Below are 25,411 nucleotides of genomic sequence, written 5' to 3'. Positions count from 1 at the left end.
GGCCGGGTCAGGGACCGGCCGTCTCCACCACGTCCACCGGCGCACCGTCCGGGCCCGTCGCCCGCACCGAGCCGTCGGCCTCGCGCACCACGCGGTACGTGGTCACCGACGCACCCGAGTGGTCCGGGACGGTCACCACGGTCTCGCCCGCGGCACCGGGCGCCGCGAGCAGCGTCAGACCGGTGGTCCAGTCCCCGTCGGGACGCGACTCGTCCGCGCCCAACGGCAGTACGGCGCCCTCGCGCACGTACAGCGGAAGGCTGTCGAAGCCGTGCCGCTCGACGCGCCAGCGCCCGCCCTCGACGCGCTCGCCGGTCAGCAGATGCGTCCAGGTGCCGGCCGGGAGGTAGACCTCGACGTCGCCCTCGGCCGTGAACACCGGCGCCACCAGCAGGTCGGAGCCGAGCATGTACTGCCGGTCCAGCGTGCGGCACGTCGGGTCCTCGGGGAACTCCAGGACCATCGGGCGCATCATCGGCACACCCGTGCGGTGGGCGCGCACCGCGGCCCCGTACAGGTACGGCATCAGGCGGTGCTTCAGCTTGGTGAACGTGCGCGCCACGTCGACCGCCTCGTCGCCGAACTCCCACGGCACGCGGTACGACGACGAGCCGTGCAGCCGGCTGTGCGAGGAGAGCAGGCCGAAGGCCAGCCAGCGCTTGAAGACCGCCGGGTCGGGCGTGCCCTCGAAGCCGCCGATGTCGTGCGACCAGAACCCGAAGCCCGAAAGGGACAGGGACAGGCCGCCGCGCAGCGACTCGCCCATCGCCTCGAACGACGACCAGCAGTCGCCGCCCCAGTGCACCGGGAACTGCTGCCCGCCGGCCGTCGCCGAGCGCGCGAACAGCACCGCCTCACCGGCGCCCCGCTCCCGCTCCAGGACCTCGAAGACGCACTGGTTGTACAGCTGCGTGTAGTAGTTGTGCATCCGCTCGGGGTCCGAGCCGTCGTGCCAGACGACATCGGTCGGGATGCGCTCGCCGAAGTCCGTCTTGAAGCAGTCCACGCCCTGGTCGAGCAGGACCTTCAGCTTCTCCTGGAACCAGGCGTACGCGTCCGGGTTCGTGAAGTCGACGAGCGCCATGCCGGCCTGCCACAGGTCCCACTGCCAGATGTCGCCGTTCGGCTTGCGCACGAGGTAGCCCAACTCGGCGCCCTCTTCGAAGAGTTGCGACTTCTGCGCGATGTAGGAGTTGATCCAGACGCTGATCCGCAGCCCCTTCTCCTTCAGCCGCGCCAGCATGCCCGCCGGGTCCGGGAAGGTCTCGGGGTCCCACTCCAGGTCCGTCCACTGGTACTCGCGCATCCAGAAGCAGTCGAAGTGGAAGACGGAGAGCGGGATACCGCGTTCGGCCATCCCGTCGACGAAGGAGTTGACCGTCGCCTCGTCGTACGACGTGGTGAACGAGGTCGTCAGCCACAGACCGAACGACCACGCCGGCGGCAGCGCCGGGCGGCCGGTCAGTGCCGTGTACCGCTCCAGTACGTCCTTGGGGGTCGGGCCCGCGACGACGTAGTACTCCAGGGCCTGGTCCTCGACGCTGAACTGCACCTGGCCGACGGCCTCGGAGCCGATCTCGTAGCTGACCTTGCCCGGGTGGTTGACGAAGACGCCGTAGCCGCGCGAGGAGAGGTGGAACGGGATGTTCTTGTACGCCTGCTCGCTGCTGGTGCCGCCGTCGGCCTGCCAGAGGTCGACGCTCTGGCCGTTCTTCACGAACGGCGTGAAGCGCTCGCCGAGCCCGTAGATCTGCTCGCCGACGCCGAGCGCGAGCTGCCCGATCATGTGGTGGGCGCCGTCGGGGGTCGTCGCGAAGGCGGTGCCCTTGCGCTGGGCGGAGGTCAGCACCCGGCCCTCGGCGTCGACGAAGTCCAGCTGCCAGGGCTTGTCCCGGTCGACGCGGACCGTCAGGCCGCCGGTGGTCAGCGTGGTGACCGGGCCGTCCTGGGTGACCTTGCCGACACCCGCGCCACCGGTCGCGCCGGGCAGCGCGAAGTGCGGTCCCGGGTCGCGGCGGCCCGCGTGGTGCGTGGCGCGCACGCCCACGACACCTTCGGCGGGGGAGAACAACTCCACCGTGATCAAGGGGGAGTTGAGGGTGTCGCCGCGCTTTTCGACCCGCTTCACGGCGGCGTGCACGGTGACGCGCTCGTCGGTACTGCGGATGTCGCGGATTTCGGTGGCGTAGGAGGCGTCGACGCCGTCGCGCATGAGCCAGAAGCCGTCGGTGAACTTCATGGGAGTCCTTGGGTGGTACGGGCGTGCTGGTCGATCGGGGGCTTTTCGGGGATCGGGGAGTGCTTCGGTCGGGTGGGTCGGGGTCAGGTCAGGAGGGTGTCCGTGGCTCCGGTCAAGGCGGAGTCGATCCGCTGCCACGTCGTCAGGTCACGCTCCAGCGGCGGGAGTTCACGTCCGCTTCCGGTGTCCCAGGCCGTCGCGACCGCCACCGGGTCCTCGTCGGTCACGGCCGCCTGGGCGAGCGCCGCGGCGCCGAGGGCGACCAGTTCGGTGGCCTCGGGCAGCACGAGCGGGCGCCCGGAGAGCCGGCGGACCGTCTCGACCCAGGTGTGTCCCTGGGCGCCGCCGCCGATCACCCGCAGCGGCTGCTGCCCCGCGGGGTCGGCGCCGCAGGAGGTGAGCAGTCCGTCGAGGGCACGCAGCAGCGTGAAGACGGCGCCCTCGTAGGCCGCGCCGAGGATCTGGCCCGGCGTGGTGCTGTGCCGCAGCCCCGACAGCAGGGCCGTGGCGTGCGGCAGATCGGGGGTGCGCTCGCCGTCCATGTAGGGCAGGAAGGCGAGCCCGGTGCCGGGCTCGGCGTCCTCCCGGCCGAGGCCGAGCAGGGCCGCGACCTTGTCGACGGCGAGCGTGCAGTTCAGGGTGCAGCCCAGCGGGAGGTACGTGCCGTCGGCCGCGGCGAACCCGGCGAGCGCGGGGTCGGCGGGCCGGGTGCGGGTCGCCGCGAACACGGTGCCCGAGGTGCCGAGGCTGATCACCGGGTGGTCGAGCAGACCCGAGCCGCCGAGCCCGAGGCCCACCGCCGCGGCCATGTTGTCTCCGGTGCCGGCCGCGACCGGGATGCCCGCGGGTAGCCCGAGCGCCTCGGCCGCCGCGGCGGTCAGCGAACCGGCGCGGGTGCCGCCGCCCGGGGTCACCTGGGGCAGCAACTCCTTGTCCATGCCGGTGAGTTCGAGCACTACGGGGTCGTAGGCGCCGTCGGCCGTGGAGTACCACAGGGTGCCCGACGCGTCGCCCGGGTCGGTGACGCCCGCGCCGCACAGCCGCTCGGTGAGGAAGTCGTGCGGCAGCCGGACGGCCGCGGCGCGCGCGGCTGTGTGCGGCTCGTTCTCCAGGAGCCAGCGCCACTTCGTCGCCGTCATCGAGGCCACCGGCAGCGATCCGGCCCGCGCCAGCCACTCCGCCTCGCCGAGCGCCTCGGTGAGGGCGCGGGCCTGCGGCGCCGAGCGCGTGTCGTTCCACAGCATCGCGTCGCGCAGCGGGCGGCCGTCCGCGTCCAGGACGACGAGCCCGTGCTGCTGGCCCGCCACCGCGATGCCGCCGACGGAGGAGGCCGGGACGCCCGCCGCGCGCAGCCCGTCGGCGACGGCCTCGGCCAGCGCCCGCCACCAGACCTCGGGGTCCGTCTCGCGCGCGCCGTCCTGGCCGGTCACCGTGTGCCGGGCCCGGCCGACGCCGAGCAGGGCGCCGCTCGCGGCGTCCACGAAGGCGGCCTTGGTGGACTGGGTGGAGCTGTCCACGCCGATGACCACGCTCATCGTGTACCTCCGGGTTCTGCGTGCCCGCATCGTGCGGCGCACCTTTTGATCGTACGCATAACAAATTACGTTACGCGCCCCTGTGATCCAGCAGACTCTGGCGTGACAGGGGGTGGATGCAGTATTGGTTATGTAAGAAAACAAATCGCTGCGACGAAGGGGCGACCATGACGGACCGCTTCATTCCGACTCCCGGGGACAAGTTCACGTTCGGTCTGTGGACCGTGGGCTGGCAGGGCAACGACCCGTTCGGCACGCCCACCCGTCCGGCCCTCGACCCGGTCGAGTCCGTGGAGAAGCTCGCGGAGCTGGGTGCGTACGGAGTCACCTTCCACGACGACGACCTGATCCCCTTCGGCTCCTCGGACGCCGACCGCGAGGCCGTCGTCAAGCGGTTCCGCGCCGCGCTCGACGCGACCGGCCTCAAGGTGCCGATGGCGACGACGAACCTGTTCACGCACCCCGTCTTCAAGGACGGCGGCTTCACCTCCAACGACCGCGACGTACGCCGCTTCGCGCTGCGCAAGGTCATCCGCAACATCGACCTCGCCGTCGAGCTGGGCGCCACCACCTACGTCGCCTGGGGCGGCCGCGAGGGCGCCGAGTCCGGCGCCGCCAAGGACGTGCGGGTCGCCCTCGACCGCATGAAGGAAGCCTTCGACCTGCTCGGCGAGTACGTCACGCGCCAGGGCTACGACCTGCGCTTCGCCATCGAGCCGAAGCCGAACGAGCCGCGCGGCGACATCCTGCTGCCCACCATCGGCCACGCCCTCGCCTTCATCGAGCGCCTGGAGCGCCCCGAGCTGGTCGGCGTGAACCCGGAGACCGGCCACGAGCAGATGGCGGGCCTGAACTTCCCGCACGGCATCGCGCAGGCGCTGTGGGCGGGCAAGCTCTACCACATCGACCTCAACGGCCAGTCCGGCATCAAGTACGACCAGGACTTCCGCTTCGGCGCGGGCGACCTGCGCCAGGCGTTCTGGCTCGTCGACCTCCTGGAGTCGGCCGGCTACGAGGGCCCGCGCCACTTCGACTTCAAGCCGGTGCGCACCGACGGCTTCGACGGCGTGTGGGAGTCCGCGAAGAACTGCATGCGCAACTACCTGATCCTCAAGGACCGTGCCGCCGCCTTCCGCGCCGACCCCGTCGTGCAGCAGGCCCTGCAGGACTCCCGCCTCGACGAGCTGGCGCAGCCCACCGCCGCCGACGGCCTGGACGCGCTGCTCGCCGACAAGGGTGCGTACGAGGACTTCGACGTGCAGGCCGCCGCCGAGCGCTCGATGGCCTTCGAGCGCCTGGACCAGCTGGCCATGGAGCACCTGCTCGGCGTCGCCCGCTGAGTCCTGTCCGCGGACAGGACTCAGGGCACGCCCCCTGGACACCCCGGGCCGCCGCACCGCCCCCAGCGGTGCGCGGCCGCGTGGTGGAAGCGCTCCCACGGAGCTGCGCGCGGCACCGGAACCGCCGGAACCAGGCCGCCGCCCCACCACACCCACCCGGCGGGACACCGACGTCCCGCCGGGCCGGCACTCCTTCGCACGCAAGGGCACCACCATCGTGACCGCACCACATTCCGGCGTCGCCACGCCACATGGGCGCCGCCGCACGACCCGCAGGTTCGCCGTCTCGCTCGCCGTCGTCGGAGCGCTCGTCGGCACGGCCGTCCTCTCCGGCTGCTCCCAGCAGCGCGACGAGAACGTCTACACGGTGTTGAACTCCTCGACCGACGAGTCCTTCCACAGCTGGGACGCGGCGACCCTGTCCACCTGCAGCGCCCAGCTCGGCGTCAAGATCGAGCAGCAGTCCGTGCCCGCCTCGCAGGTGATGACCAAGTCGCTGCGCATGGCCTCCTCCAAGTCGCTGCCGGACATCATCCAGTTCGACGCCTCGGAGGTCCCGCAGTTCGCCGAGGCCGGCGGGCTCATCCCGCTGAAGGACGCCGGGGTCAGCTCCGAGAACGTCTCGAAGTCGATCGTCGACTTCGGCTCGTACAAGGGGACCTGGTACGGCGCGGCACGCTCCGTGAACACCCTTGCGCTCTTCTACAACAAGGACATCCTCGACAAGGCCGGGGTGCAGATCCCCACCACGTGGGACGAGCTGCGCGACGCGGCGAAGAAGCTCACCTCCGGCAAGCAGTACGGCCTCGCGCTCAGCGCGGGCGGCGCCGAGGACGGTGTCTTCCAGTTCCTGCCGTTCATGTGGTCCAACGGCGGCGACGAGGAGAAGCTCGACACCGAGAACGTCGCCGGCGCGCTCGACTACTGGAAGTCGCTGCTCTCCGACGGCTCCCTGTCGAAGTCCACGGTCAACTGGACGCAGGCCGACGTCAACGACCAGTTCATGGCCGGCAACGCCGCGATGATGGTCAACGGCCCCTGGCAGCTGGAGACCCTGAACAAGGACAAGGGCCTGAACTACGGCATCGCGACCATCCCGGTGCCGAAGACGGGCGACACCTCCGTGGCCCCGATGGGCGGCGCCGTGCTCACCGTCGCCAACACCGGCGACAGCGCCCGCGAGAAGACGGCCGCCAAGATCATCAATTGCATGACCAGCGAGAAGCAGGAACTGACCTACGCCATCAACTCCGGCATGGTTCCCGCCAACGAGAACGCCGCGAAGACCTGGCGCGAGAAGTTCCCCGAGCTCTCCGCGATCTCCGAGCAGATCCTGACCGGCCGCTCCCGCACCGGCAAGGTCGGCGACCGCTGGCCGACCATCTCCCTCGCCCTGCAGAGCGCCTTCCAGCAGGCGCTGACCGGCAAGTCCAGCTCCGAAGCGGCCCTCAACCAGGCCCAGCAGCGGGCGACGAGCGGAAACTGAGGCACCACCACCATGTCTACGACCACCGCTTCCGCGCCGGCCCCTGCCACGACGCCGGTCCCGAAGGCCGCCGCCCCGCGCAAGCCGCGCAGCGCCAGGCTCGCGCAGTGGGGCTTCATCGCCCCGGCCGTCGCCTTCATGGCACTGTTCTTCGGCTACCCGCTCGTCCGCAACGTCGTGATGAGCTTCCAGGACTACTCGCCCAAGACCTTCTTCACCGGTGACGCGCCCTTCAACGGCCTCACGAACTGGCGCAACGTCTTCGGCGACGACCTGTTCTCCTCGGCCCTCGGCCACACCCTGGTCTTCACGGTCGGCTCGCTGCTCGGCCAGTTCTGCATCGGCCTGGCCCTCGCCGTCTTCTTCCGCCGCCGCTTCCCACTCAACGGGGTGCTGCGCTCCCTGATCCTGCTGCCCTGGCTCGTCCCCATGGTCGTCTCGGGTGTGGTCTGGCGCCGCATCCTCGACCAGGACACGGGCGTCCTGAACTCCTTCCTCGGCCTGTTCGGCCTCGGCGACTCCACCCCGTGGATCTCCAGCCCGTCGCTCGCGCTGTTCTCGGTGATCCTCGTGAACATCTGGATCGGGATCCCGTTCAACATGGTGATCCTCTACGGCGGACTCCAGGAGATCCCCAAGGAGCTGTACGAGGCCGCGTCCCTCGACGGCGCCTCCGCCTGGCGGACCTTCCGCTCGATCACGCTGCCGATGCTCAAGCCCGTCATCACCGTCGTGCTCGTCCTGGGCTTCATGTCGACCGTCAAGATCCTCGACCTGATCCTGGCCCTCACCGACGGCGGCCCCGCCGACTCCACGCAGACGCTCGGCACGCTGACGTACCAGAACTCCTTCGTGCAGCTCGACTTCGGCGCGGGCGCGGTCGTCGGCAACGTACTCATCCTCATCTCCGCGGTGTTCGCGGTGTTCTACCTGCGGGCGAACCGCGCCGAGGGGAAGTGACCACCATGGCCACCGTGTCTTCCGCAGCACCCGCTGTCGCCAAGTCCCGCAAGCCGCACCGCAGCTGGGGCTCGATGATCGCCGGGATCGTCATCCTGCTGATCATGCTGTTCCCGCTGTACTGGATGCTCAACACCGCCCTGCAGCCCAAGGCCAGCCTCGTCCAGGTCGGCTGGGTCCCCACCACCTGGGACTTCTCCGGCTTCACCAAGGCCTTCACCGACCAGGGCACCAACCTGCTCACCTCGCTGCTCGTCGCCTTCGGCGCCGTGATCATCTGTCTGCTGATCGCCGCGCCCGCCGCCTACGGGCTCGCCCAGTTCCGGCTGCCAGGCGCCCAGTCCATCGTCTTCGGCACGCTCATCACGCAAATGGTGCCGGGCATCGTCGTCGCCAACGCCCTCTACAGCGCGTACGTGTCGATGAACCTGGTCAACTCCTACTTCGGCCTGATGCTCGCCGACGCCTCGCTCGGCATCCCCTTCGCGATCATCCTGATGCGGGCCTTCATGGCCTCCATCCCGCGCGAGGTCATCGAGGCCGCCGAGGTCGACGGCGCGGGCCGGATCCGCACCTTCGTCCAGGTGGTGCTGCCGATGAGCCGCAACTCGCTCATCACGGCCGGACTGTTCTCGTTCCTGTTCGCCTGGAGCGACTTCATGTTCGCCCTGACCCTGAACACCACCGACCACGTCAAGCCGATCACCCTCGGTATCTACCAGTACATCGGTGCCCACGTCGGCGACTGGGGCTCCGTGATGGCCGCCTCCGTCCTGTCGGCGATCCCCGCCGCGATCCTCCTCGTCCTCGCCCAGAAGTACATCGCCGCCGGCATCACCGGTGGCTCGGTCAAGTGAGCCCACACATGAGCACCCAGCCCGCCTTCCCGTCGTTCCCCGAGGGCTTCGTCTTCGGCGCCGCCACGGCCGCGTACCAGATCGAGGGCGCCGCCACCGAGGACGGCCGCGGCCCCTCCATCTGGGACGTCTACAGCCGCACCCCCGGCCGCACCTTCCGCGGTCACACCGGCGACATCGCCTGCGACCACTACCACCGCTACGCCGACGACGTCCGCCTCCTCAAGGAGCTCGGCGTCGACTCGTACCGGTTCTCCATCGCCTGGCCGCGCATCCAGCCCGACGGCTCGGGCCCGGTCAACCCGGCCGGACTCGACTTCTACGACCGGCTCGTCGACGAACTCCTCGCCGCCGGCATCGAGCCCGCCGTCACCCTCTACCACTGGGACCTGCCCCAGTCCCTGGAGGACCGTGGCGGCTGGCGGATCCGCGAGACCGCCGAACTGTTCGGCGAGTACTCCGGCATCATGGCCCGCCGCCTCGGCGACCGCGTACCGCGCTGGATCACCCTCAACGAGCCCTGGTGCTCGGCCTTCCTCGGCTACTCGGTCGGGCGCCACGCCCCCGGCGCCCAGCAGGGCACCCCGGCGCTCGCCGCCGCCCACCACCTGCTGGTCGGCCACGGCCACGCGGTCAGCGCGCTGCGCGCCGAGGGGGTGCGCGAGGTCGGCATCACGCTCAACCCCGACTGGAACGTGCCCGCCACCGACTCCGACGCCGACCTCGCCGCCGTCGTGCGCGCCGACACCCAGCACAACCTGGTGTGGACGGACCCGCTGTTCGCCGGCCGCTACCCGGCCACGGAGACGGAGACCTGGGGCGAGCTCATCGAGCGCCAGGACTTCCGCCAGGACGGCGACCTCGAACTGATCGGGCAGCCGCTCGACTTCGTCGGCGTCAACTACTACCGCCCGACGATGGTCACCGAGGCCCCGCACCGCGAGCCCGACCCGGCCCTGCGCACCGCCTCCGACAACCGCTACGCCGAAGTCCCCTACACCGGCGTACGGCACACGGCGATGAACTGGCCGGTCGTCCCCGAGACGTTCACGCAGCTCCTCGTCGCGATGAAGGAGCGCTACGGCGACGCGCTGCCGCCCGTCCACATCACGGAGAACGGCACCGCCGAGCACGACACCGTCGCCGCCGACGGGCAGATCCACGACACCGACCGCGTCCAGTACCTCGCCGACCACCTCGGCGCGCTGCGCGCCGCGATGGACGCCGGCGTGGACGTGCGCGGCTACTACGTCTGGTCGCTGCTCGACAACTACGAATGGGCGCTCGGCTACGCCAAGCGCTTCGGCATCATCCGCGTCGACTACGAGACACAGGAACGCACGCCCAAGGACAGCTACCACTGGTACCGGGGCCTGATCGAGGCGCACCGGCCGTAACACCGCCCGGCCGTCGGTCGGCCGTCGGTCGGCCGTCGGTCGGTCGGCCGGTACGGGGTGGCGCGCGTCCGCAGCGCCGCACCACCCCGTGGCCATCGCACCACTCCGTGGCCACCGCACCACTCCGTGGCCACCGCACCACTCCGTGGCCACCGCACCACTCCGTGGCCACCGCACCACCCCTCCTGCCGTCCACTCACTCGGATCGTCCGGTACGTACCGCCGGTGAGAAGGAACGGAGAACCCCCATGGCGGGCATCACCTTCGACCACGTATCGCTGACCTGACCGGACGCCGTGGCGCCCACGGTCAAGGACCTGAACCTGGAGATCGCCCGGGACAGATCGCCCGGGACAGATCGCCCGGGACAGAGCGGCCGACGGCCCCGCGGGCACCCCGGCGCCGGGCATGCCGAGTACCGGACGTCAGCCGCCGGTACCCCCCACACCCCCCGCATCCGAAACCCGCTCCGCATAAGCCTGCGGATCACCCATCACATCCCGCACCACCTGCGCCGCCGACCCCCGGGCCGCATCCCCGGCAGCCGAAGCCGCCCGCAACTTCCCACTCCCGGCCGTCCACAACCCCGACACCACCCGCCGCTCCAGACACTCGTCGATGGGCCGGGCCAACCACGGCAGCAGCGGCCGATACGTCCCCCCGAGCACGATCGCGTCCGGATCGATCAGATTCACCGCACCGGACAGCACGAGCCCCAGCGTCCGCCCGGCCTCCGCGATCGCGGCGACGGCCCGCTCGTCCCCCCGAACCGCCCGCCGCTCCAGCTCCGCGACCCCCGGCTGCCCCGCGTCCTCGGCGATCCCGGCCGTCCGCAGCAGCGCCGCCTGCCCCGCGTACTGCTCCAGGCAGCCGCGCGACCCGCACCGGCACAGCGGCCCGCCCTCGTCGACGACCACATGCCCGATCTCACCCGCGAACCCGTGCGCCCCGCGCAGCAGTTCACCGTTGAGCACCAGCGCGCCGCCGACCCCGATCTCACCCGTCAGATACAGGAAACTGCGCCGGCGGGCCTCGTCCGCCTCGCCGAACCACAGCTCGGCGAGCGCCGCCGCGTCGGCCTCGTTGCCGGAACTCACCGGCAGGGCGTGCGCCGTTCCGCCGCGCCCGCCGCGCCGCAGCGTGGACAGGGCCTGCGCGAAGATGCCCTCCGCCGCCACCCGGCTCCAGCCCAGGTTCGGAGCCTGGCGCACCGTGCCGCCGGAGATCAGCCCGGGCAGCGCCAGATGTGCGCCGGCCGGCACCAGCTCCTGCGCGGCCGCCGACCCCAGCGCCTGCGAGGTGATCCGCGCGGCCCGCGCCAGCACATCGGCGGGCGGCGTGCCCCGGTTGTCGAGGTGCTCCGTCAGCCGTACGCGGTCCATCCCGGCCAGATCGACGACGCACACGGTGATGTAGTCGATGTTGATCTCGACCCCGACCCCGGCGAACCCGGTCCGCGCCACCTTCAGCACCGTGCCGGGCCGCCCCGCGTGCCCGCTGAACGTCTTGCCGGACTCGGTCAGAAACCCGCTCGACAGCAACTGCTCGACGAGGGACGACACCGCGGCCCTGGTCAGACCCGAGCGGGCGGCGACCGCGGCCCGCGTCGTCTCGCCCTCGTCGTGCACGGCCCGCAGCACGAGGCTCAGGTTGTGCCGCCGGACGGTGGCCTTGTCGGCCTTGGCCTGCGGTGGTGCCAGATTGCTCTTCATCGTGGCGTCGAGCCTAACGGGGCCGGGGCAGGGCGGCGCCCGCGCCGCGGGAGCCAGGTGGCGGCGGGTGCGGGACCGGGCGGCGGTCCTCGTAGAATCGAGCCCACCATGGCTTACCTCGACCACGCCGCGACCACCCCGATGCTCCCGGAGGCGGTCGAGGTGCTGACCGCCCAGCTCGCCGTCACCGGCAACGCCTCGTCCCTGCACGCCGCGGGGCGCCGCGCCCGCCGCACGGTCGAGGAGTCCCGTGAGGCCCTCGCCGAGTCGCTCGGCGCCCGCCCCAGTGAGGTCGTCTTCACCTCGGGCGGCACCGAGGCCGACAACCTCGCGGTCAAGGGCCTGTACTGGGCCCGCCGCGCCGCCGACCCGGCCCGTACCCGCGTCCTCGCCAGCCCCGTCGAGCACCACGCCGTCCTCGACGCCGTGCACTGGCTCGCCGAGCACGAGGGCGCCACCGTCGAATACCTCCCGGTCGACCCCCACGGCCGCGTCCACGCGCAGGCCCTCCGGGAAGCGATCGAGCGCAACCCGGCCGATGTCGCCCTGGCCACGGTCATGTGGGCCAACAACGAGATCGGCACGATCATGCCGGTCCGTGAACTGGCCGACGTGGCGGCCGAGTTCGCCGTCCCGCTGCACGCCGACGCGGTCCAGGCGTACGGCCAGATCCCGGTCGACTTCGCGGCGTCCGGCCTCGCCGCGATGACCGTCTCCGGCCACAAGATCGGCGGCCCCTACGGCATCGGGGCGCTCCTTCTCGGCCGCGAGTACACCCCCGTCCCCGTCCTCCACGGCGGCGGCCAGGAACGGCACGTCCGCTCCGGCACCCTCGACGTCCCCGCCATCGCCTCCTTCGCCACGGCCGGCCGTCTGGCGCACGAGCGGCGCGAGGCCTTCGCCCACGAGATCGGCGCGCTCCGCGACGAACTGGTCGACGCCGTGCTCGCCGCCGTCCCCGCGGCGATCCTCGGCGGCGACCCGGCACCCGGTGGCCGGCTCCCGGCCAACGCCCACTTCACGTTCCCCGGCTGCGAGGGCGACTCCCTGCTCCTCCTCCTGGACGCCCAGGGCATCGAGTGCTCGACGGGCTCGGCCTGCACCGCGGGCATCGCCCAGCCCAGCCACGTCCTGCTCGCCACCGGCACCGACCCCGACCTGGCCCGCGGCACGCTCCGCTTCTCGCTCGGCCACACGTCGACGAAGGCGGACGTCGACGCGGTGGCGGCGGCCATCGGCCCGGCGGTGGAGCGGGCCAGGACGGCGGGTCTGAGCTAGGACGAGGGAGCCGGGACAGGCGGCCCTAGGCCGTGGCGGTGCCGCCCTTCTTGTGGGCGGCCCGCACCAGACGCATGTACTTGTCCCAGTCCCAGTGGGGCCCGGGGTCCGTGTGATCCGTCCCCGGCACCTCCACGTGCCCGATGATGTGGGTCCGGTCGACGGGTATGTCGTACCGCCTGCATATCCCGGCGGTCAGCCGGGCGGACGCCGCGTACATGGCATCGGTGAAATCCTGCGGCCGGTCCACGAACCCCTCGTGCTCGATGCCGACACTGCGCTGGTTGTAGTCCTTGTTCCCCGCGTGGAACGCGACGTCCAGCTCCCGGATCATCTGCGCGATGTGGCCGTCCTGACGGACGACGTAGTGTGCGGCGGCCCCGTGCCAGGGATCCTTGAAGACCCGCAGGGTGGTTGTGTAGCTCCCCTGGGTCACATGGATGACGACCCGGTCGATGGGATAGTCGGCCGGCCGGTCCGCCCGCCGCCAGTTCGCCGTTGCCGCGGCCACCCACTCCGCGCCCTTGAAGTCCACCGCGCCGGCCTTGCGCGGCTTGTCGACGCCCGGCACCTGCCACCACATCCGGGCGAGATCACCGCGCGCGAGCACCCCCACACCCACGGCGCCGGCAACCCCACCGATCACCAGGGCCCGCCGACTGACCCCCCGATCCCGATCCCCGCTCGTCCCCGTCTTCTCACTCTTCTCGCCACCCACGCGATCCCCCGCCCCCCACGCTTCGGTTCCAGCCCCACACCGCTCAAACGCATATCGGAAAGATTCGGTTCCCCCGGCCCCGTACTCTGTTAGTGCTATGACTTCGCAGACTTCGCAGAGCCCCGTGCCCGAGAAGGCGGCTCGCCCCCTCCGTGTCCTGGCCGCCATGTCGGGCGGCGTCGATTCCGCCGTGGCAGCGGCCCGCGCCGCGGAAGCGGGCCACGACGTGACGGGCGTCCACCTGGCCCTCTCCGCGAACCCCCAGTCCTTCCGCACCGGGGCCCGCGGCTGCTGCACCATCGAGGACTCCCGTGACGCGCGCCGTGCGGCGGACGTCATCGGCATCCCCTTCTACGTCTGGGACCTCGCGGACCGCTTCCGCGAGGACGTCGTGGAGGACTTCATCGCGGAGTACGAGGCCGGCCGTACCCCGAACCCGTGCCTGCGCTGCAACGAGAAGATCAAGTTCGCCGCGCTCCTCGACAAGGCCCTGGCCCTCGGCTTCGACGCGGTCTGCACCGGCCACTACGCCCAGGTCATCGTCAACGACAACGGCGACCGAGAACTCCACCGCGCCACCGACATGGCCAAGGACCAGTCCTACGTCCTCGGCGTCCTGGACGACCGCCAGCTCGCCCACGCGATGTTCCCGCTGGGTGACACGGAGACGACGAAGGACGAGATCCGGGCCGAGGCGGAGCGCCGCGGCCTCGCCGTCGCCAAGAAGCCCGACTCCCACGACATCTGCTTCATCGCGGACGGCGACACGCAGGGCTTCCTCGCCTCGCGCCTGGGCAAGTCGGAGGGCGACATCGTCGACGAGTCGGGGGCCAAGCTGGGCACCCACGAGGGCGCGTACGGCTACACGATCGGCCAGCGCAAGGGCCTGCGCATCGGCACCCCCGCCCCCGACGGCAAGCCGCGCTACGTCCTGGACATCTCCCCGGTGAACAACACGGTGACGGTGGGCCCGGCGGCCTCCCTGGACGTCACGTCCCTCACCGCCATCAAGCCCCGCTGGTGCGGCGCACCTCCCACGGGCCCCGGCACCTACACGGCCCAGCTCCGCGCCCACGGCGGCGAGACCGAGGTAACGGCGGCCCTCCTCGACAACGAACTCACCGTGACGTTCACCGAGCCGGTCCGCGGGGTCGCCCCGGGCCAGGCGATCGTGCTGTACGACGGAACCCGGGTGGTGGGCTCGGCAACGATCGCCACGACTCAGCGGACGGCTGCGGCCGGGGTGTGAGGCTCAGGTGGGTTTCCCGATGTACGCGGCAACGAGCAGGGCCGGGGCCACCAGCAGCGCGGCACACGACGCCATGTGCTCTTCCCGAAGCCAGCCTCGTACTGCCAGGTAGAAACCGTAGAGCAGGACCAGGTCGAGGCCGATCAGAGACGGTGTGGCCGAGCCGCCCAGCACATGGGCCACTGTTCCCATGGTGCCGATGACAGCCAAGGTCCCCACCAGGAAACTGATATACCCGAGATCGCCCTCGAGTTGCGCCTCGATGGGGGATTTGCGTTCGATCTTCATGTAGTTCCTCGTGCAGGAATGAATCGAGTGCTCGTGTTGGCGGGTCACGCTGAGGAGAGCAAGCGGCTTGCTCCTGCCAGCCCGAGCATGACGAGGACTGCGGCGGTGGTGAGCTGAAATCTCTTCTGCCGCCAGCCGCGGTACGCGAGACACCCGCTGCAGATCAGAACGAGGTCGGCGCCGAGCCAGGTGGCCGTGAATTTCCCTTTCACGGAATCCGCCACCAGCAGCGCTGTCACCACCACCGGCAGCATGACCGCGATGAAGGCGACCTGCTCCTGCACCTTGACTGCCTTGGTCCTGCGGGCGTGCTCATGTCCTGGATCCATAGGGCTTCCTCGTGCCGCTGATCGAGCATCAGACCAGCGCGTTGTCATAGCTCTTACCGACCACGGGGAAGTCCCGTAGGTCCTTGCTCACGGAGCCGAGCAATCCGCCTGCGGCGAAGGCCGCGTTGACCGCCAGCATGAGGTGGTCGTACTGCCCCACGAGACTCTCGTACTTCGCGATCATGGATGCTGCGCGCTCCGCGGCGAACGCCACGCCGACGAACCCTCCGGTGAATCCGACCCCCGATGCCAGCAAGGCGGCGGAAGCCGCGGACGCGACGGCGAACTGGATTGCATCGTCGCAGATGTCGGCCAGAATTCCCTTGGCTGTTTCGGCGAGCGAATAGACCAGCGTGGCCACTCTTCGGCAGAGGTCGGAGAGGTCGTGGAGGGAATCGCGTGTGCCATCGAGCTTTTTGGCGATGTTGTCGAAGTACTTCCAAGCGGCATCTGCCGCATTGCCGCGCCATGTGATACCCAGCGTGCTGTTGCCGTGCCTGATGTTCTCGGCCATGTCGGCGCAGGCGTCCCCAAGGCCTTTCCAGGCGTCCGCGCACCCTGCGTAACTCTGCCAGTCCCCTCCGAGGAGATTGGCGAAATAGCCGAGGATGTCCCACCCGAAGACCAGTTTGAGTCCTTCGTTGGCCAAGGCCGATGGGCTGGCGAAATCCAACAGCGTCCCGACGGCCTTGTTGGTGGGGGCGAACTCGATTTCCGCGAGATGCCCTTGAAGCCACCCGTCGGCGCCCCCGGGCGGCTTGAGGCGGCTGAGGGCGTCGCGTACGTCGCGGAACGAGGCGGAGCCCTGAGGGCGGGTTCTGTGCACAGGGACAGAGGTCGAAGTGGACGGGTATGTGGCGTCCAGCCGCCGCGCCGTATCGAGATCGACGGCGTCGTACCAGGCGGCGGTCTTCTTCAGTTCGCTCCTCGACGCATTGAGGATCGCGTCGAATCGGTTCAGGACACCGCGAGCATCGCGGACGTGTTCTTCATGGTGCCGCAGCACGCGATCCCAGAGGTCCGCTGCCACCGATCGGTCGATGCCGGTGCTGCGATCGAGATACTCTCGTGCGCTGCGGCAGTCCTCGGCAGCCCTGTGCACCAGGCCTGCGTACCCGACCACGTCTTCGGACCGCACAGTCAGCGTCATACCCGCCCCCGCTCCGCGCGCTCAGCCGCCATAAGAGCCCGCTCCTCGGCCACCTGCCGCTCGCCCTCCCGGGCCAACGCCGCCCGCTCGGAGTCCGGCATCGACTCCCAGCGGCGCCGGAACTCCTGCCCCTGCTCGATCACGGCCTCCGCATACGCAGGGATCCGCGTCGCCTCCCGCAGACCGACCCGGCCCGCAAGGACCTCCCGGGCCATCTCCTGGAGTACGGGCCCGCGGCCGCCCTCCCGGAAGACCTCCAGGGCTTTGCGTAACAGGCGTTGCTGGACGGGGTCGTCGGTCAGGTCCAGGTCGGGGCGCACGGGGTCTCCTCGGAGAAGGGGTGGGGGAATCCGGGAGATTAGCGGGGCGTGCGTCGTGGTGTGGAGCGTCAGCGGCGCGGCACGGCGCGGCTGGAAAAACGTTGACTCCTATGGGGTGACGAGCATTTGGGCACACAAAAGAACCGCGGCGCACGTCACCTGGGAGCGGTAGCGAAGGCTCCTCGTGCGGTTGACGCGACGCGCGGCGGGAGCAGGATCCGTCAGACCCTGCCCTGCAAGTAGTGCTGAAGAACCCCGCCCAGCTCCCCGCACCACGCACTCGCCTGCGCCTTGCGCCGCGCCCGCACCTGGCAGGTGTACACCGCGCCGTCCGTCATCGCCGCCGTCACGAACACCCCGGACGGCAACGGCTGGAAGTGCACCGTCCGCACATGCGTCCAGGGCAGATCGATGGCGTGCGGGCCCTGTTCGAAGTGGACGCCCTCGCCGTCGACGACCAGCCCGTTGTACTCGTCGGCGGCCACGAACTCAGGTCCCGGCTGCGGCGGAACCGACGGCGGTACCGGCGGGGGAGGGGGCGGCTGGAACGTGGGTGGCGGAGGCCCGAACCCGCCCGCCGCATTGCCCGGTTCGCCGTACCCCTGTGTCATGCCTGCGCCCGTCCGTCTCGTGTCGCCCGCTGAGCCGAGCCCTATCCCACCACTTCTACTTCGTAGAAGCACAGGTGCCCCTTGATGGCGGCCACTTCGGCCTTCGGGTCCTCGTACGCCCACACCAGGTCGGGAGCGTCCGGCAGCGACCAGTAGGACGCCGTTCCCTTGAAGGGGCAGTACGTCGTCGTGTCCGACGGCGCCAGCAGCTCCGTACGGACGTCCTCGCTCGGGATGTAGTACCGCGCGGGACAGCCCGTCTCGTGCAGCACCAGCGGCCGCCCGCTCTCCGCCAGCACCTGCCCGTCGTGGACGACCCGCACGCGCTGCGCACCCTGCTCGATCGTGATCGTGTGTCCTTGAGTCATAGGTGTGTCAGCGCTCACAGTCGCCGGGTTCTTCCCCGCAGGTCCGCGCAGGTCCCCGTAGATCCCCGCAGGTCCCCGTAGGTCCGCGCAGGTTCCCGCACGCCCTCATGCGCCCTGTCCGAGGGCTGTCGGTGGCGGCCCGTACCGTGGGTGCCATGAACATCTGCGTCTTCCTCTCCGCCGCCGACCTCGACGACCGCTACACCCGCCCCGCCCGTGAGTTCGCCGAGCTGCTCGGCAAGGGCGGGCACGCCCTCGTGTGGGGCGGCAGCGAGAGCGGGCTCATGAAGGTCGTCGCCGATGGCGTGGCGGAGACCGGTGGACGGCTGGTCGGGGTGTCCGTGGACTTCCTCGCCGCCAAGGCGCGTGCCGTGACCGCCCCGGACGAGATGGTCGTCGCCGCCGACCTCGCCGAGCGCAAGCGGCTGCTCCTGGAGAAGGCCGACGCCGTCGTCGTCATGGTCGGCGGGACCGGCACGCTCGACGAGGCCACCGAGATCCTTGAACTGAAGAAGCACGGGAAGACCGACAAGCCCATCGTGCTGCTCAACTCCGCGGGGTTCTACGACGGCCTGAAGGAGCAGTTCCGGCGCATGGAGGACGAGGGGTTCCTGCCCATCCCCCTCACCGACCTCGTGTTCTTCGCCGAGGAGCCGGTCGGCGCCCTGGCCTACCTGGAGGAGTCCCTCGGCCAGCAGTAGGCAGCGGTAGTGCGAGCATGGCGGCATGACGAGCACAGCCACCCATGTGATCACCGGCGCCGGTTCAGGAATCGGCGCCGCCGTCGCCCGCCGACTGCACGCGCGCGGGGACGAGCTCTACCTCCACGCGCGCGACGCCGGCCGCGCCAAGGAGCTGGCCGCCGAGTTCCCCGGCGCCCGCACCCTCGTCGGTGACCTCGCCGACCCCGACAAGCTGTCGTGGGCGTTCTCGCACCAGACGCTGCCCGACCGAGTCGACTCGCTGCTGCACATCGCCGGCGTCGTCGACCTCGGTCCCGTGGGGGAGCTGACGCCGAAGGCGTGGCGGCACCAGCTGAACGTCAATCTCATCGCCCCGGCCGAGCTGACCCGCCACTTCCTGCCCCAACTCCGCGTCGCCCAGGGGCACGTGATCTTCGTGAACTCCGGTGCCGGGCTGAGCGCAGGCCCCGACTGGTCCGCCTACGCCGCCTCCAAGCACGGCCTGAAGGCGCTCGCCGACTCGCTGCGCCACGAGGAGCACGGCAACGGCGTACGCGTCACCTCCGTGTACCCCGGTCGCACCGCGAGCCCCATGCAGGCCAAGGTGCACCAGCAGGAGGGCAAGGAGTACGACGCGTCCCGGTGGATCGACCCCGAGTCCGTCGCCACCACCATCGTCATGGCGCTCGACCTGCCGCGTGACGCCGAGGTCAACGATCTGACGGTGCGGCCGGGACGCTGACGGCCCGGGGCGGGGCCCCGCCCCCGTTACGTACCCTTCCTGAGTGAGCGAAAAGAGCGACTTCAAGTGGGGACCGGCGACCGGCGTCGGTTCGATGCCCGGTGGTGACGCCCGGGAGGCCGCCAAGACCGTCACCGGCAGTTTCGAGGACTTCCCGTTCCTCGCCGAGCTGCCCGCCCGCGGTCCCGGCGCCGACATGATCGGCCGGACCGCGGGGCTGCTCGTCGACCTCTACGCGCGCGTGGAGCCCAGCGGCTGGCGCGTCGGCGACCGGCCGGGGCGCGACACCAAGCGCGCCAGGTCCTGGCTCGGCGAGGACCTCGACGCCCTGGAGGAGTTCACCCAGGGGTACGAGGGACCGCTCAAGGTCCAGGCCGTCGGCCCGTGGACGCTCGCCGCCGCCCTGGAGCTGCGCAACGGCGAGGCCGCGCTCTCCGACCCGGGCGCCTGCCGTGACCTGGCCGGATCGCTCGCCGAAGGGCTGCGCGCCCATCTCGCCGATGTGCGGCGGCGCGTGCCGGGCGCTCGGCTGCTCCTCCAGCTCGACGAGCCCTCCCTCATCGCCGTCCTGCGCGGACAGATCAAGACCGCCAGCGAGTACCGCACCCACCGCGCCGTCGACCGGCAGATCGTGGAGAGCGCGCTGCGCGACGTCCTCGGCGTGCACGACGGGCCGACCGTCGTGCACTCCTGCGCGCCCGACGTCCCGTTCGCGCTGCTGCGCCGCGCCGGGGCCGACGCGATCTCCTTCGACTTCTCGCTGCTCACCCAGCGTGACGACGACGCGATCGGCGAGGCCGTCGAGGGGGGCACCAAGCTCTTCGCCGGTGTCGTGCCCGGCGTGGACGGTCCATTGTCAGACCCTGCCGGTAGCGTCATGGGTGTCAGGTCGCTGTGGCGCAGGCTGGGGCTGAATCCGGGGTCGCTCGCGGAGTCGGTCGTCGTCACGCCGTCGTGCGGACTCGCGGGTGCCTCGCCCGCATATGCCCGTGCGGCGCTCGCCCACTGCGCCCGGGCGGCGAGATCACTCGCGGACAACCCAGAGTGACCGGGGATGACAGGGAACGGGAGGACTTGAAGGTGGCTGCCGCAAGCGCTGGAGACAAGGCGGGGACGCAGGAATCCACTGGTTCCGTGCCCGCGAAGGCCCGGGACGAGCACGCCCGGCTGGCCGAGCAGATCGAGGAGCACCGCTTCCGGTACTACGTGAAGGACGCTCCGGTCGTCTCGGACGCCGACTTCGACAAGCTGCTGCGCTCCCTGGAGGCGCTGGAGGAGAAGTACCCCGAGCTGCGCACCCCCGACTCGCCGACGCAGAAGGTCGCGGGGAACTACGAGACGGAGTTCACGTCCGTAGAACACCGCGAGCGCATGCTCTCGCTCGACAACGCTTTTGACGACCTGGAGTTGGCGGCCTGGGCCGAGCGGGTCCACAAGGACGTCGGCTCGTCCGCGTACCACTTCCTGTGCGAGCTGAAGATCGACGGCCTCGCGGTCAACCTGACGTACGAGAACGGGCGGCTGACGCGCGCCGCCACGCGCGGTGACGGCCGCGTCGGCGAGGACATCACGCCCAACGTGCGCACGATCGCGGAGATCCCCGATCGCCTCAAGGGCGAGCGCATCCCCGAGCTCGTCGAGGTCCGCGGCGAGGTCTTCTTCCCGATGGAGAAGTTCGAGGAGCTCAACGCACGACTGGTCGAGGCAGGCGACAAACCCTTCGCCAACCCGCGGAACGCGGCGGCGGGTTCCCTGCGCCAGAAGGACCCGCGCGTCACCGCCACCCGCCCGCTGCACATGGTCGTCCACGGCATCGGTGCCCGCGAGGGCTTCGACATCGCCCGGCTCTCGGACGCGTACGAGCTGCTGCACGAGTGGGGCCTGCCCACGGCCAAGCACAACAGGGTGGTCGACGACCTCGACGGAGTACGGGCGTTCATCGCGTACTTCGGGGAGAACCGCCACTCCGTCGAGCACGAGATCGACGGCGCAGTCATCAAGCTCGACGAGATCCCGCTCCAGGGCCGCCTCGGTTCCACGGCGCGCGCCCCGCGCTGGGCCATCGCCTGGAAGTTCCCGCCCGAGGAGGTCAACACCAAGCTGGTCAACATCCGCGTGGGCGTGGGCCGTACGGGCCGGGTCACCCCGTACGCGCAGGTGGAGCCGGTGACGGTGGCGGGCTCCGAGGTCGAGTTCGCGACGCTGCACAACCAGGAGATCGTCAAGAAGAAGGGCGTCCTCATCGGGGACACCGTCGTCATCCGCAAGGCCGGTGACGTCATCCCCGAGATCCTCGGGCCCGTCGTCGACCTGCGCGACGGCAGCGAGTACGAGTTCGAGATGCCCGCCGAGTGCCCCGAGTGCGGCACCCCGCTGCGCGCCATGAAGGAAGGGGACATCGATCTGCGGTGTCCCAACGCCCGAACGTGCCCTGCCCAGTTGCGGGAGCGGCTCTTCTACCTGGGCGGCCGGCAGTGCCTGGACATCGAGAACTTCGGGGCCGTCGCCGCCGCCGCGCTCACCGCGCCCCTGGAGCCCGCCGAGCCGCCGCTGACCGACGAGGGCGACCTGTTCGACCTCACCATCGAGCAGCTGCTGCCCATCAAGGCGTACGTCCTCGACCCCGACAGCGGGCTGCCCAAGCGGGACCCCAAGACCGGTGAGGACAAGGTCGTCACGGTCTTCGCCAACCAGAAGGGCGAGCCGAGGAAGAACGCGGTCGCGATGCTGGAGAACATCGCGGCGGCCAAGGACCGGCCGCTCGCCCGGATCATCAACGGCCTGTCGATCCGGCACGTGGGACCGGTCGCCGCCGAAGCGCTCGCCCGCGAGTTCCGCTCCATCGACCGCATCGACCAGGCCACCGAGGAGGAGCTCGCCGCCACCGACGGCGTCGGCGGGATCATCGCCGCTTCCGTGAAGCAGTGGTTCGCCGAGGACTGGCATCGGGAGATTCTGCGGAAGTGGCGTGATGCCGGTGTGAGGACGGAGGAGGAAGGGGCCGGCGAGGACGAAGGGCCGCGCCCCCTCGAAGGCCTCACTGTCGTCGTCACCGGCACCCTGCAGAACTTCACGCGCGACGGCGCGAAGGAAGCCCTGCAGAGCAGAGGTGCCAAGGTGACGGGTTCCGTTTCCAAGAAGACGTCCTTTGTGGTCGTCGGGGACAACCCGGGGTCCAAGTACGACAAGGCCATGCAGGTGAAGGTTCCGGTTCTGGACGAGGACGGCTTCGCCGTGCTGCTGGAGCAAGGACCGCAAGCCGCGGCCGACGTGGCGCTTCCCGTCGAAGAGCCGACTGGGGAGTAGCGGTTGAAGGCCACCCGTTCAGCGCATACCAGATGCATACGGGTGGCCGGGCCGCATTCGGGCAACCGCGGTCGGGCGCGTCCGTCTGGTGCCCGTGGAAGCCTTCTGCGGCCTACTGTTGAGGTGTGCGCCTGCCGTGTCCTGCTGCGGATGGGGCAACCCCTGCTCCACAGAAGCCAGGGGAGCGGGCAGCGGACGTGGGCACCGCCGGCTGTGAGAGGGACGGGAATGGAACCGACCGAGAGCGCCGCCCCGGACTCACCGCTGCGCCCGCGCCGACGGCTGCGGCGCACCACGGCCCGTCGTGCCGACGACGGCACGGGCGGCGCCGGGGACGGCGACAGCGGTCACGGGGAGCACGGGGAGAACGAGCGCGGTGGTGTGGTGAACTGGCGCAATTGGTGGCGCGAGAGCGGGCGGGGGATCGCCCGGCTCCGCGCGGACCGGATACAGGGGGAGCCCCGCGCCGCGGGTGCCACCCCCGGTGCGGCCGACGGCGCGCACGGCGCCTCGGCCCCGGCGGCGCCCGGCAGTTCGGTCGTCCGGGGTGCCCGGGGCATCCAGAGCGCCCCGGCCGGACGGGCGTCCAGCGGCCTGCGGCACGGCCGCGCGAAGTCCGGCGGCCCCACGGCTCAGGGTCCCGTCACCACCGGCATGACCGCGGGCGCGGAACAGACACTTCCGCCCACCGGTCTGCCCACCGGCGGCCGCGTCGGCGTGGCCACCCCCGCACGCAACCACCAAGGCGGACCGCCCGAGACCACGCGGATCGCGGCGCTGCCGCTGCTGCCCGGCGCCGTTGTCGCGCTCGCCGCGGTGGTCCTGGGCGCCGGGTTCTACCGCGCCTTCACCGCCGGCCACGCGCTCTTCCCGTCCGGCGTCGCCGGCTGGTCGCTCGCGATCCTGACCGGCATCATCGTCGGCCACCTCGTCGCGCTCGGCCGCGACCGCTGGTGGGGCGGCACCGGCTCCGGAGCCGCCCTCACCCTCGCCGTGCTGCTCCTGTACGGGTGGGTGCCCGCCGGAATGGTCAGCCTCACCGTCGTCGTGCTCGTCGGCGCCGCCCGCAGACACCGCTGGCGCCAGGGCATGCTGCACGGCGCGGTCGACATCCTCGGCATCGGGGCCGGCGCCCTCGTCCTGGCCGCGTTCGGCCTCGTACCGTCCGTCGAGTCCCCGTGGAAACCGGAGACCTGGGACCTCTACACGGCGCCCGAGGTCGTGCTCGTCGCGGCCGCTTACCTGCTCGTCACCCGCACCCTGCTCTGGTACGTGCACGCGCCGCGCACCTCGGGACTGCCGACCGTCGCCCGCACCGCGCTGATGCGACAGGGCCTGGTCGGCGTCGCGCTGCTCGGCATCGCGCCCCTGGTCTGCGTCGTCGCGATCGCCCGGCCCGTGCTGCTGCCGCTGTTCGCGATCCCGCTGATCGCGCTCGACTCGACGCTGTGGATCGCGCGGGCCCGCGCCGAGGAGCAGCTGCGCGACCCGCTGACAGGACTGCCCAACCGGCAGTGGCTGCTGGAGCGGACGTGGACCGCGCTCGACGACGCCGAGCGGATCGGGGCGCGCAGCGCGCTGATGCTGATCGACCTGGACCGGTTCCGTTCGGTCAACGACACACTCGGCCATCTCGCCGGTGACCGGCTCCTGTTGCAGATCGCGGACCGACTCAGAGCCGCGCTGCCGCGCGGGGCGGAGGCCGCGCGGCTCGGCGGTGACGAGTTCGCCGTGCTGCTCCCGGTCGCCGACTCCACGACGTCCGCGTCGCGGGTGGCCCGCAATCTCGTGGCGGCGCTCGGCTCACCGCTCGATCTCGACGGGCTGACGCTGGTGTTGGAGGCGAGCGCGGGGCTCGCCGTCTTCCCCGACCACGCGCTCGACGCGGAGGGACTGCTGCGCCGGGCCGATGTCGCGATGTACCAGGCGAAGCGGGACCGTACGGGCGTCGAGGTCTACGAGTCGAAGCGGGACTCCAACACCCCCGACCGGCTCGGCCTGTTGGGCGATCTGCGGCGCGCGCTCGACGCCGGCGACGTCGAGCTGCACTACCAGCCGAAGGTCCGCTTCGACGGGCAGGTGGCGGGTCTCGAAGCGCTCGTACGGTGGGTGCATCCCGAGCGAGGGAAGGTTCCGCCGGACGAGTTCATCGCCATCGCCGAGTCGTCGGGACTCATGCCGCACCTGACCGAGTACGTCCTGGAGACGGCGCTCGCGCAGGTCGCGCGCTGGCGGGCGCAGGGACTGCACGTGCCGGTCGCGGTGAACGTGTCGCCGCGCGATGTGCACACGCCCGGGTTCGCGGGAGCGGTCGCGGCGCGGCTCGCGCGGCACGGTGTGCCGGCCGGGTCGCTGCAGCTGGAGATAACGGAGCACGTGCTGCTGGAGGACCCGCAGCGGGCCGCGGACACGCTCGCGGGTCTCACCGGGCACGGGGTGAAGATGTCGCTCGACGACTTCGGGACCGGGTACTCGTCGCTGGTGCACCTGCGACGCCTCCCGGTGAGCGAGCTGAAGATCGACCGGTCGTTCGTGGCCCGGCTCGCGGTGGACAACGAGGACGCGGAGATCGTGCGGTGCACGGTCGATCTGGCGCACTCGCTGGGGCTGCTCGTCGTCGCGGAGGGGGTCGAGGACGACGAGACGTGGGAGCGGCTGCGGGATCTGGGATGTGACGCGGTGCAGGGGTGGCTCGTCGCCGCCGCGATGCCGCCGGACGAGACGACGGCGTGGCTGCGGGCCCGGGGGGACCGGGGGTGGCAGCGGGCTGCCGCGGCGCTGCCCGCGGTGCCGGGCGACGAGCCGCGGGCCTGATCCCGGTGGCCTGAGCGCCGGGACGGTGG

At 71.0% G+C, this 25,411-nt stretch carries 22 protein-coding genes; 12 read left to right on the top strand and 10 right to left on the bottom strand.

The annotated features are described in order from the left end of the window. Positions 1-7: 7 nt before the first annotated feature. The gene (yicI, locus tag J3486_RS34725) at positions 8-2,239 is read right to left on the bottom strand and encodes an alpha-xylosidase (protein ID WP_207827762.1); all 2,232 of its coding nucleotides are present in this window, start codon (positions 2,237-2,239) and stop codon (positions 8-10) included. Between the two features lie 83 nt (positions 2,240-2,322). Beyond that, entirely contained in the window at positions 2,323-3,774 is a 1,452-nt protein-coding gene (xylB, locus tag J3486_RS34720) for a xylulokinase (RefSeq protein ID WP_229379080.1), read from the bottom strand. A gap of 167 nt (positions 3,775-3,941) precedes the next feature. On the opposite strand from xylB, the gene xylA reads away from it, so the two are divergent. From xylA to J3486_RS34695, 5 genes are all read left to right on the top strand, one after another. Next, positions 3,942-5,114 (top strand): xylose isomerase, encoded by a 1,173-nt coding sequence (gene xylA, locus J3486_RS34715; RefSeq protein ID WP_207827760.1) that lies wholly within the window; start codon positions 3,942-3,944, stop codon positions 5,112-5,114. 217 nt (positions 5,115-5,331) lie between these two features. Beyond that, positions 5,332-6,600: an ABC transporter substrate-binding protein gene (locus tag J3486_RS34710; RefSeq protein WP_207827759.1), complete on the top strand. Its 1,269-nt coding sequence runs from the start codon at positions 5,332-5,334 to the stop codon at positions 6,598-6,600. Positions 6,601-6,612: 12 nt separating this feature from the next. Continuing rightward, positions 6,613-7,560 carry a carbohydrate ABC transporter permease gene (locus J3486_RS34705; RefSeq protein WP_207827758.1) on the top strand — a complete coding sequence of 316 codons (948 nt, stop codon included), beginning with the start codon at positions 6,613-6,615 and terminating at the stop codon, positions 7,558-7,560. A gap of 5 nt (positions 7,561-7,565) precedes the next feature. Beyond that, the gene (locus J3486_RS34700; RefSeq protein ID WP_207827757.1) at positions 7,566-8,417 is read left to right on the top strand and encodes a carbohydrate ABC transporter permease; all 852 of its coding nucleotides are present in this window, start codon (positions 7,566-7,568) and stop codon (positions 8,415-8,417) included. Between the two features lie 8 nt (positions 8,418-8,425). Beyond that, positions 8,426-9,814 (top strand): GH1 family beta-glucosidase, encoded by a 1,389-nt coding sequence (locus J3486_RS34695; protein WP_207827756.1) that lies wholly within the window; start codon positions 8,426-8,428, stop codon positions 9,812-9,814. A gap of 425 nt (positions 9,815-10,239) precedes the next feature. On the opposite strand, the gene J3486_RS34690 is transcribed toward J3486_RS34695, so the two are convergent. Beyond that, positions 10,240-11,526 (bottom strand): ROK family transcriptional regulator, encoded by a 1,287-nt coding sequence (locus J3486_RS34690; RefSeq protein WP_207827755.1) that lies wholly within the window; start codon positions 11,524-11,526, stop codon positions 10,240-10,242. Between the two features lie 108 nt (positions 11,527-11,634). Here J3486_RS34690 and J3486_RS34685 point away from each other — a divergent pair, with 108 nt between their 5' ends. Continuing rightward, positions 11,635-12,804, top strand: a complete 1,170-nt coding sequence (locus tag J3486_RS34685; RefSeq protein WP_207827754.1) for a cysteine desulfurase family protein — start codon at positions 11,635-11,637, stop codon at positions 12,802-12,804. A gap of 25 nt (positions 12,805-12,829) precedes the next feature. Here J3486_RS34685 and J3486_RS34680 read toward each other — a convergent pair whose 3' ends face one another. Then, on the bottom strand, positions 12,830-13,522 hold the full coding sequence (locus tag J3486_RS34680) for a peptidoglycan recognition family protein (RefSeq protein ID WP_307805063.1): 693 nt from the start codon (positions 13,520-13,522) through the stop codon (positions 12,830-12,832). A gap of 97 nt (positions 13,523-13,619) precedes the next feature. Here J3486_RS34680 and mnmA point away from each other — a divergent pair, with 97 nt between their 5' ends. Beyond that, complete coding sequence (gene mnmA / locus J3486_RS34675; protein WP_207827753.1) at positions 13,620-14,771, top strand: tRNA 2-thiouridine(34) synthase MnmA; 1,152 nt, start codon at positions 13,620-13,622, stop codon at positions 14,769-14,771. A 3-nt stretch (positions 14,772-14,774) separates the two neighbouring features. Here the strand turns inward: mnmA and J3486_RS34670 are convergent, their stop codons facing one another. The 6 genes from J3486_RS34670 to J3486_RS34645 all read right to left on the bottom strand — a co-directional run bounded on the left by J3486_RS34670 (position 14,775) and on the right by J3486_RS34645 (position 17,837). Continuing rightward, positions 14,775-15,059 (bottom strand): hypothetical protein, encoded by a 285-nt coding sequence (locus J3486_RS34670; protein ID WP_207827752.1) that lies wholly within the window; start codon positions 15,057-15,059, stop codon positions 14,775-14,777. A gap of 44 nt (positions 15,060-15,103) precedes the next feature. Beyond that, positions 15,104-15,343 carry a hypothetical protein gene (locus J3486_RS34665; protein ID WP_207827751.1) on the bottom strand — a complete coding sequence of 80 codons (240 nt, stop codon included), beginning with the start codon at positions 15,341-15,343 and terminating at the stop codon, positions 15,104-15,106. Positions 15,344-15,416: 73 nt separating this feature from the next. Then, positions 15,417-16,538 carry a hypothetical protein gene (locus J3486_RS34660; protein ID WP_207827750.1) on the bottom strand — a complete coding sequence of 374 codons (1,122 nt, stop codon included), beginning with the start codon at positions 16,536-16,538 and terminating at the stop codon, positions 15,417-15,419. Further along, positions 16,535-16,858 (bottom strand): hypothetical protein, encoded by a 324-nt coding sequence (locus J3486_RS34655; RefSeq protein ID WP_207827749.1) that lies wholly within the window; start codon positions 16,856-16,858, stop codon positions 16,535-16,537. The genes J3486_RS34660 and J3486_RS34655 overlap by 4 nt, the downstream gene beginning before the upstream one ends. Before the next feature lie 221 nt (positions 16,859-17,079). Further along, complete coding sequence (locus J3486_RS34650; RefSeq protein ID WP_207827748.1) at positions 17,080-17,343, bottom strand: hypothetical protein; 264 nt, start codon at positions 17,341-17,343, stop codon at positions 17,080-17,082. Positions 17,344-17,510: 167 nt separating this feature from the next. Continuing rightward, on the bottom strand, positions 17,511-17,837 hold the full coding sequence (locus J3486_RS34645; RefSeq protein ID WP_207827747.1) for a DUF427 domain-containing protein: 327 nt from the start codon (positions 17,835-17,837) through the stop codon (positions 17,511-17,513). Between the two features lie 155 nt (positions 17,838-17,992). On the opposite strand from J3486_RS34645, the gene J3486_RS34640 reads away from it, so the two are divergent. From J3486_RS34640 to J3486_RS34620, 5 genes are all read left to right on the top strand, one after another. Then, positions 17,993-18,538 carry a TIGR00730 family Rossman fold protein gene (locus J3486_RS34640; RefSeq protein ID WP_207827746.1) on the top strand — a complete coding sequence of 182 codons (546 nt, stop codon included), beginning with the start codon at positions 17,993-17,995 and terminating at the stop codon, positions 18,536-18,538. Positions 18,539-18,563: 25 nt separating this feature from the next. Further along, the gene (locus J3486_RS34635; protein ID WP_207827745.1) at positions 18,564-19,262 is read left to right on the top strand and encodes an SDR family oxidoreductase; all 699 of its coding nucleotides are present in this window, start codon (positions 18,564-18,566) and stop codon (positions 19,260-19,262) included. A 43-nt stretch (positions 19,263-19,305) separates the two neighbouring features. Then, positions 19,306-20,310, top strand: a complete 1,005-nt coding sequence (locus tag J3486_RS34630) for a methionine synthase (RefSeq protein WP_207827744.1) — start codon at positions 19,306-19,308, stop codon at positions 20,308-20,310. A gap of 32 nt (positions 20,311-20,342) precedes the next feature. Then, positions 20,343-22,568 (top strand): NAD-dependent DNA ligase LigA, encoded by a 2,226-nt coding sequence (gene ligA / locus J3486_RS34625; protein WP_207827743.1) that lies wholly within the window; start codon positions 20,343-20,345, stop codon positions 22,566-22,568. A 654-nt stretch (positions 22,569-23,222) separates the two neighbouring features. Next, positions 23,223-25,382, top strand: coding sequence for a bifunctional diguanylate cyclase/phosphodiesterase (locus tag J3486_RS34620; protein ID WP_229379109.1), 2,160 nt, complete (start codon positions 23,223-23,225; stop codon positions 25,380-25,382). Positions 25,383-25,411 lie beyond the last annotated feature (29 nt).

The organism is Streptomyces sp. VRA16 Mangrove soil (genome assembly GCF_017377775.1).
Classification (GTDB): Bacteria; Actinomycetota; Actinomycetes; order Streptomycetales; family Streptomycetaceae; genus Streptomyces.
The sequence above is the reverse complement of the archived record's forward strand: the minus strand, read 5'-3'. Positions and strand labels throughout refer to the sequence as shown.

Excerpts from the sequence above, each read along its gene's own strand:
- mnmA (WP_207827753.1), top strand. The coding sequence starts at position 13,620 with ATGACTTCGCAGACTTCGCAGAGCCCCGTGCCCGAGAAGGCGGCTCGC.
- J3486_RS34700 (WP_207827757.1), top strand. The coding sequence starts at position 7,566 with ATGGCCACCGTGTCTTCCGCAGCACCCGCTGTCGCCAAGTCCCGCAAG.
- J3486_RS34640 (WP_207827746.1), top strand. The coding sequence starts at position 17,993 with ATGAACATCTGCGTCTTCCTCTCCGCCGCCGACCTCGACGACCGCTAC.
- J3486_RS34645 (WP_207827747.1), bottom strand. The coding sequence starts at position 17,837 with ATGACTCAAGGACACACGATCACGATCGAGCAGGGTGCGCAGCGCGTG.
- J3486_RS34685 (WP_207827754.1), top strand. The coding sequence starts at position 11,635 with ATGGCTTACCTCGACCACGCCGCGACCACCCCGATGCTCCCGGAGGCG.
- xylB (WP_229379080.1), bottom strand. The coding sequence starts at position 3,774 with ATGAGCGTGGTCATCGGCGTGGACAGCTCCACCCAGTCCACCAAGGCC.
- J3486_RS34690 (WP_207827755.1), bottom strand. The coding sequence starts at position 11,526 with ATGAAGAGCAATCTGGCACCACCGCAGGCCAAGGCCGACAAGGCCACC.
- J3486_RS34670 (WP_207827752.1), bottom strand. The coding sequence starts at position 15,059 with ATGAAGATCGAACGCAAATCCCCCATCGAGGCGCAACTCGAGGGCGAT.
- J3486_RS34705 (WP_207827758.1), top strand. The coding sequence starts at position 6,613 with ATGTCTACGACCACCGCTTCCGCGCCGGCCCCTGCCACGACGCCGGTC.
- J3486_RS34660 (WP_207827750.1), bottom strand. The coding sequence starts at position 16,538 with ATGACGCTGACTGTGCGGTCCGAAGACGTGGTCGGGTACGCAGGCCTG.
- J3486_RS34620 (WP_229379109.1), top strand. The coding sequence starts at position 23,223 with ATGACCGCGGGCGCGGAACAGACACTTCCGCCCACCGGTCTGCCCACC.
- J3486_RS34695 (WP_207827756.1), top strand. The coding sequence starts at position 8,426 with ATGAGCACCCAGCCCGCCTTCCCGTCGTTCCCCGAGGGCTTCGTCTTC.
- J3486_RS34635 (WP_207827745.1), top strand. The coding sequence starts at position 18,564 with ATGACGAGCACAGCCACCCATGTGATCACCGGCGCCGGTTCAGGAATC.
- xylA (WP_207827760.1), top strand. The coding sequence starts at position 3,942 with ATGACGGACCGCTTCATTCCGACTCCCGGGGACAAGTTCACGTTCGGT.
- yicI (WP_207827762.1), bottom strand. The coding sequence starts at position 2,239 with ATGAAGTTCACCGACGGCTTCTGGCTCATGCGCGACGGCGTCGACGCC.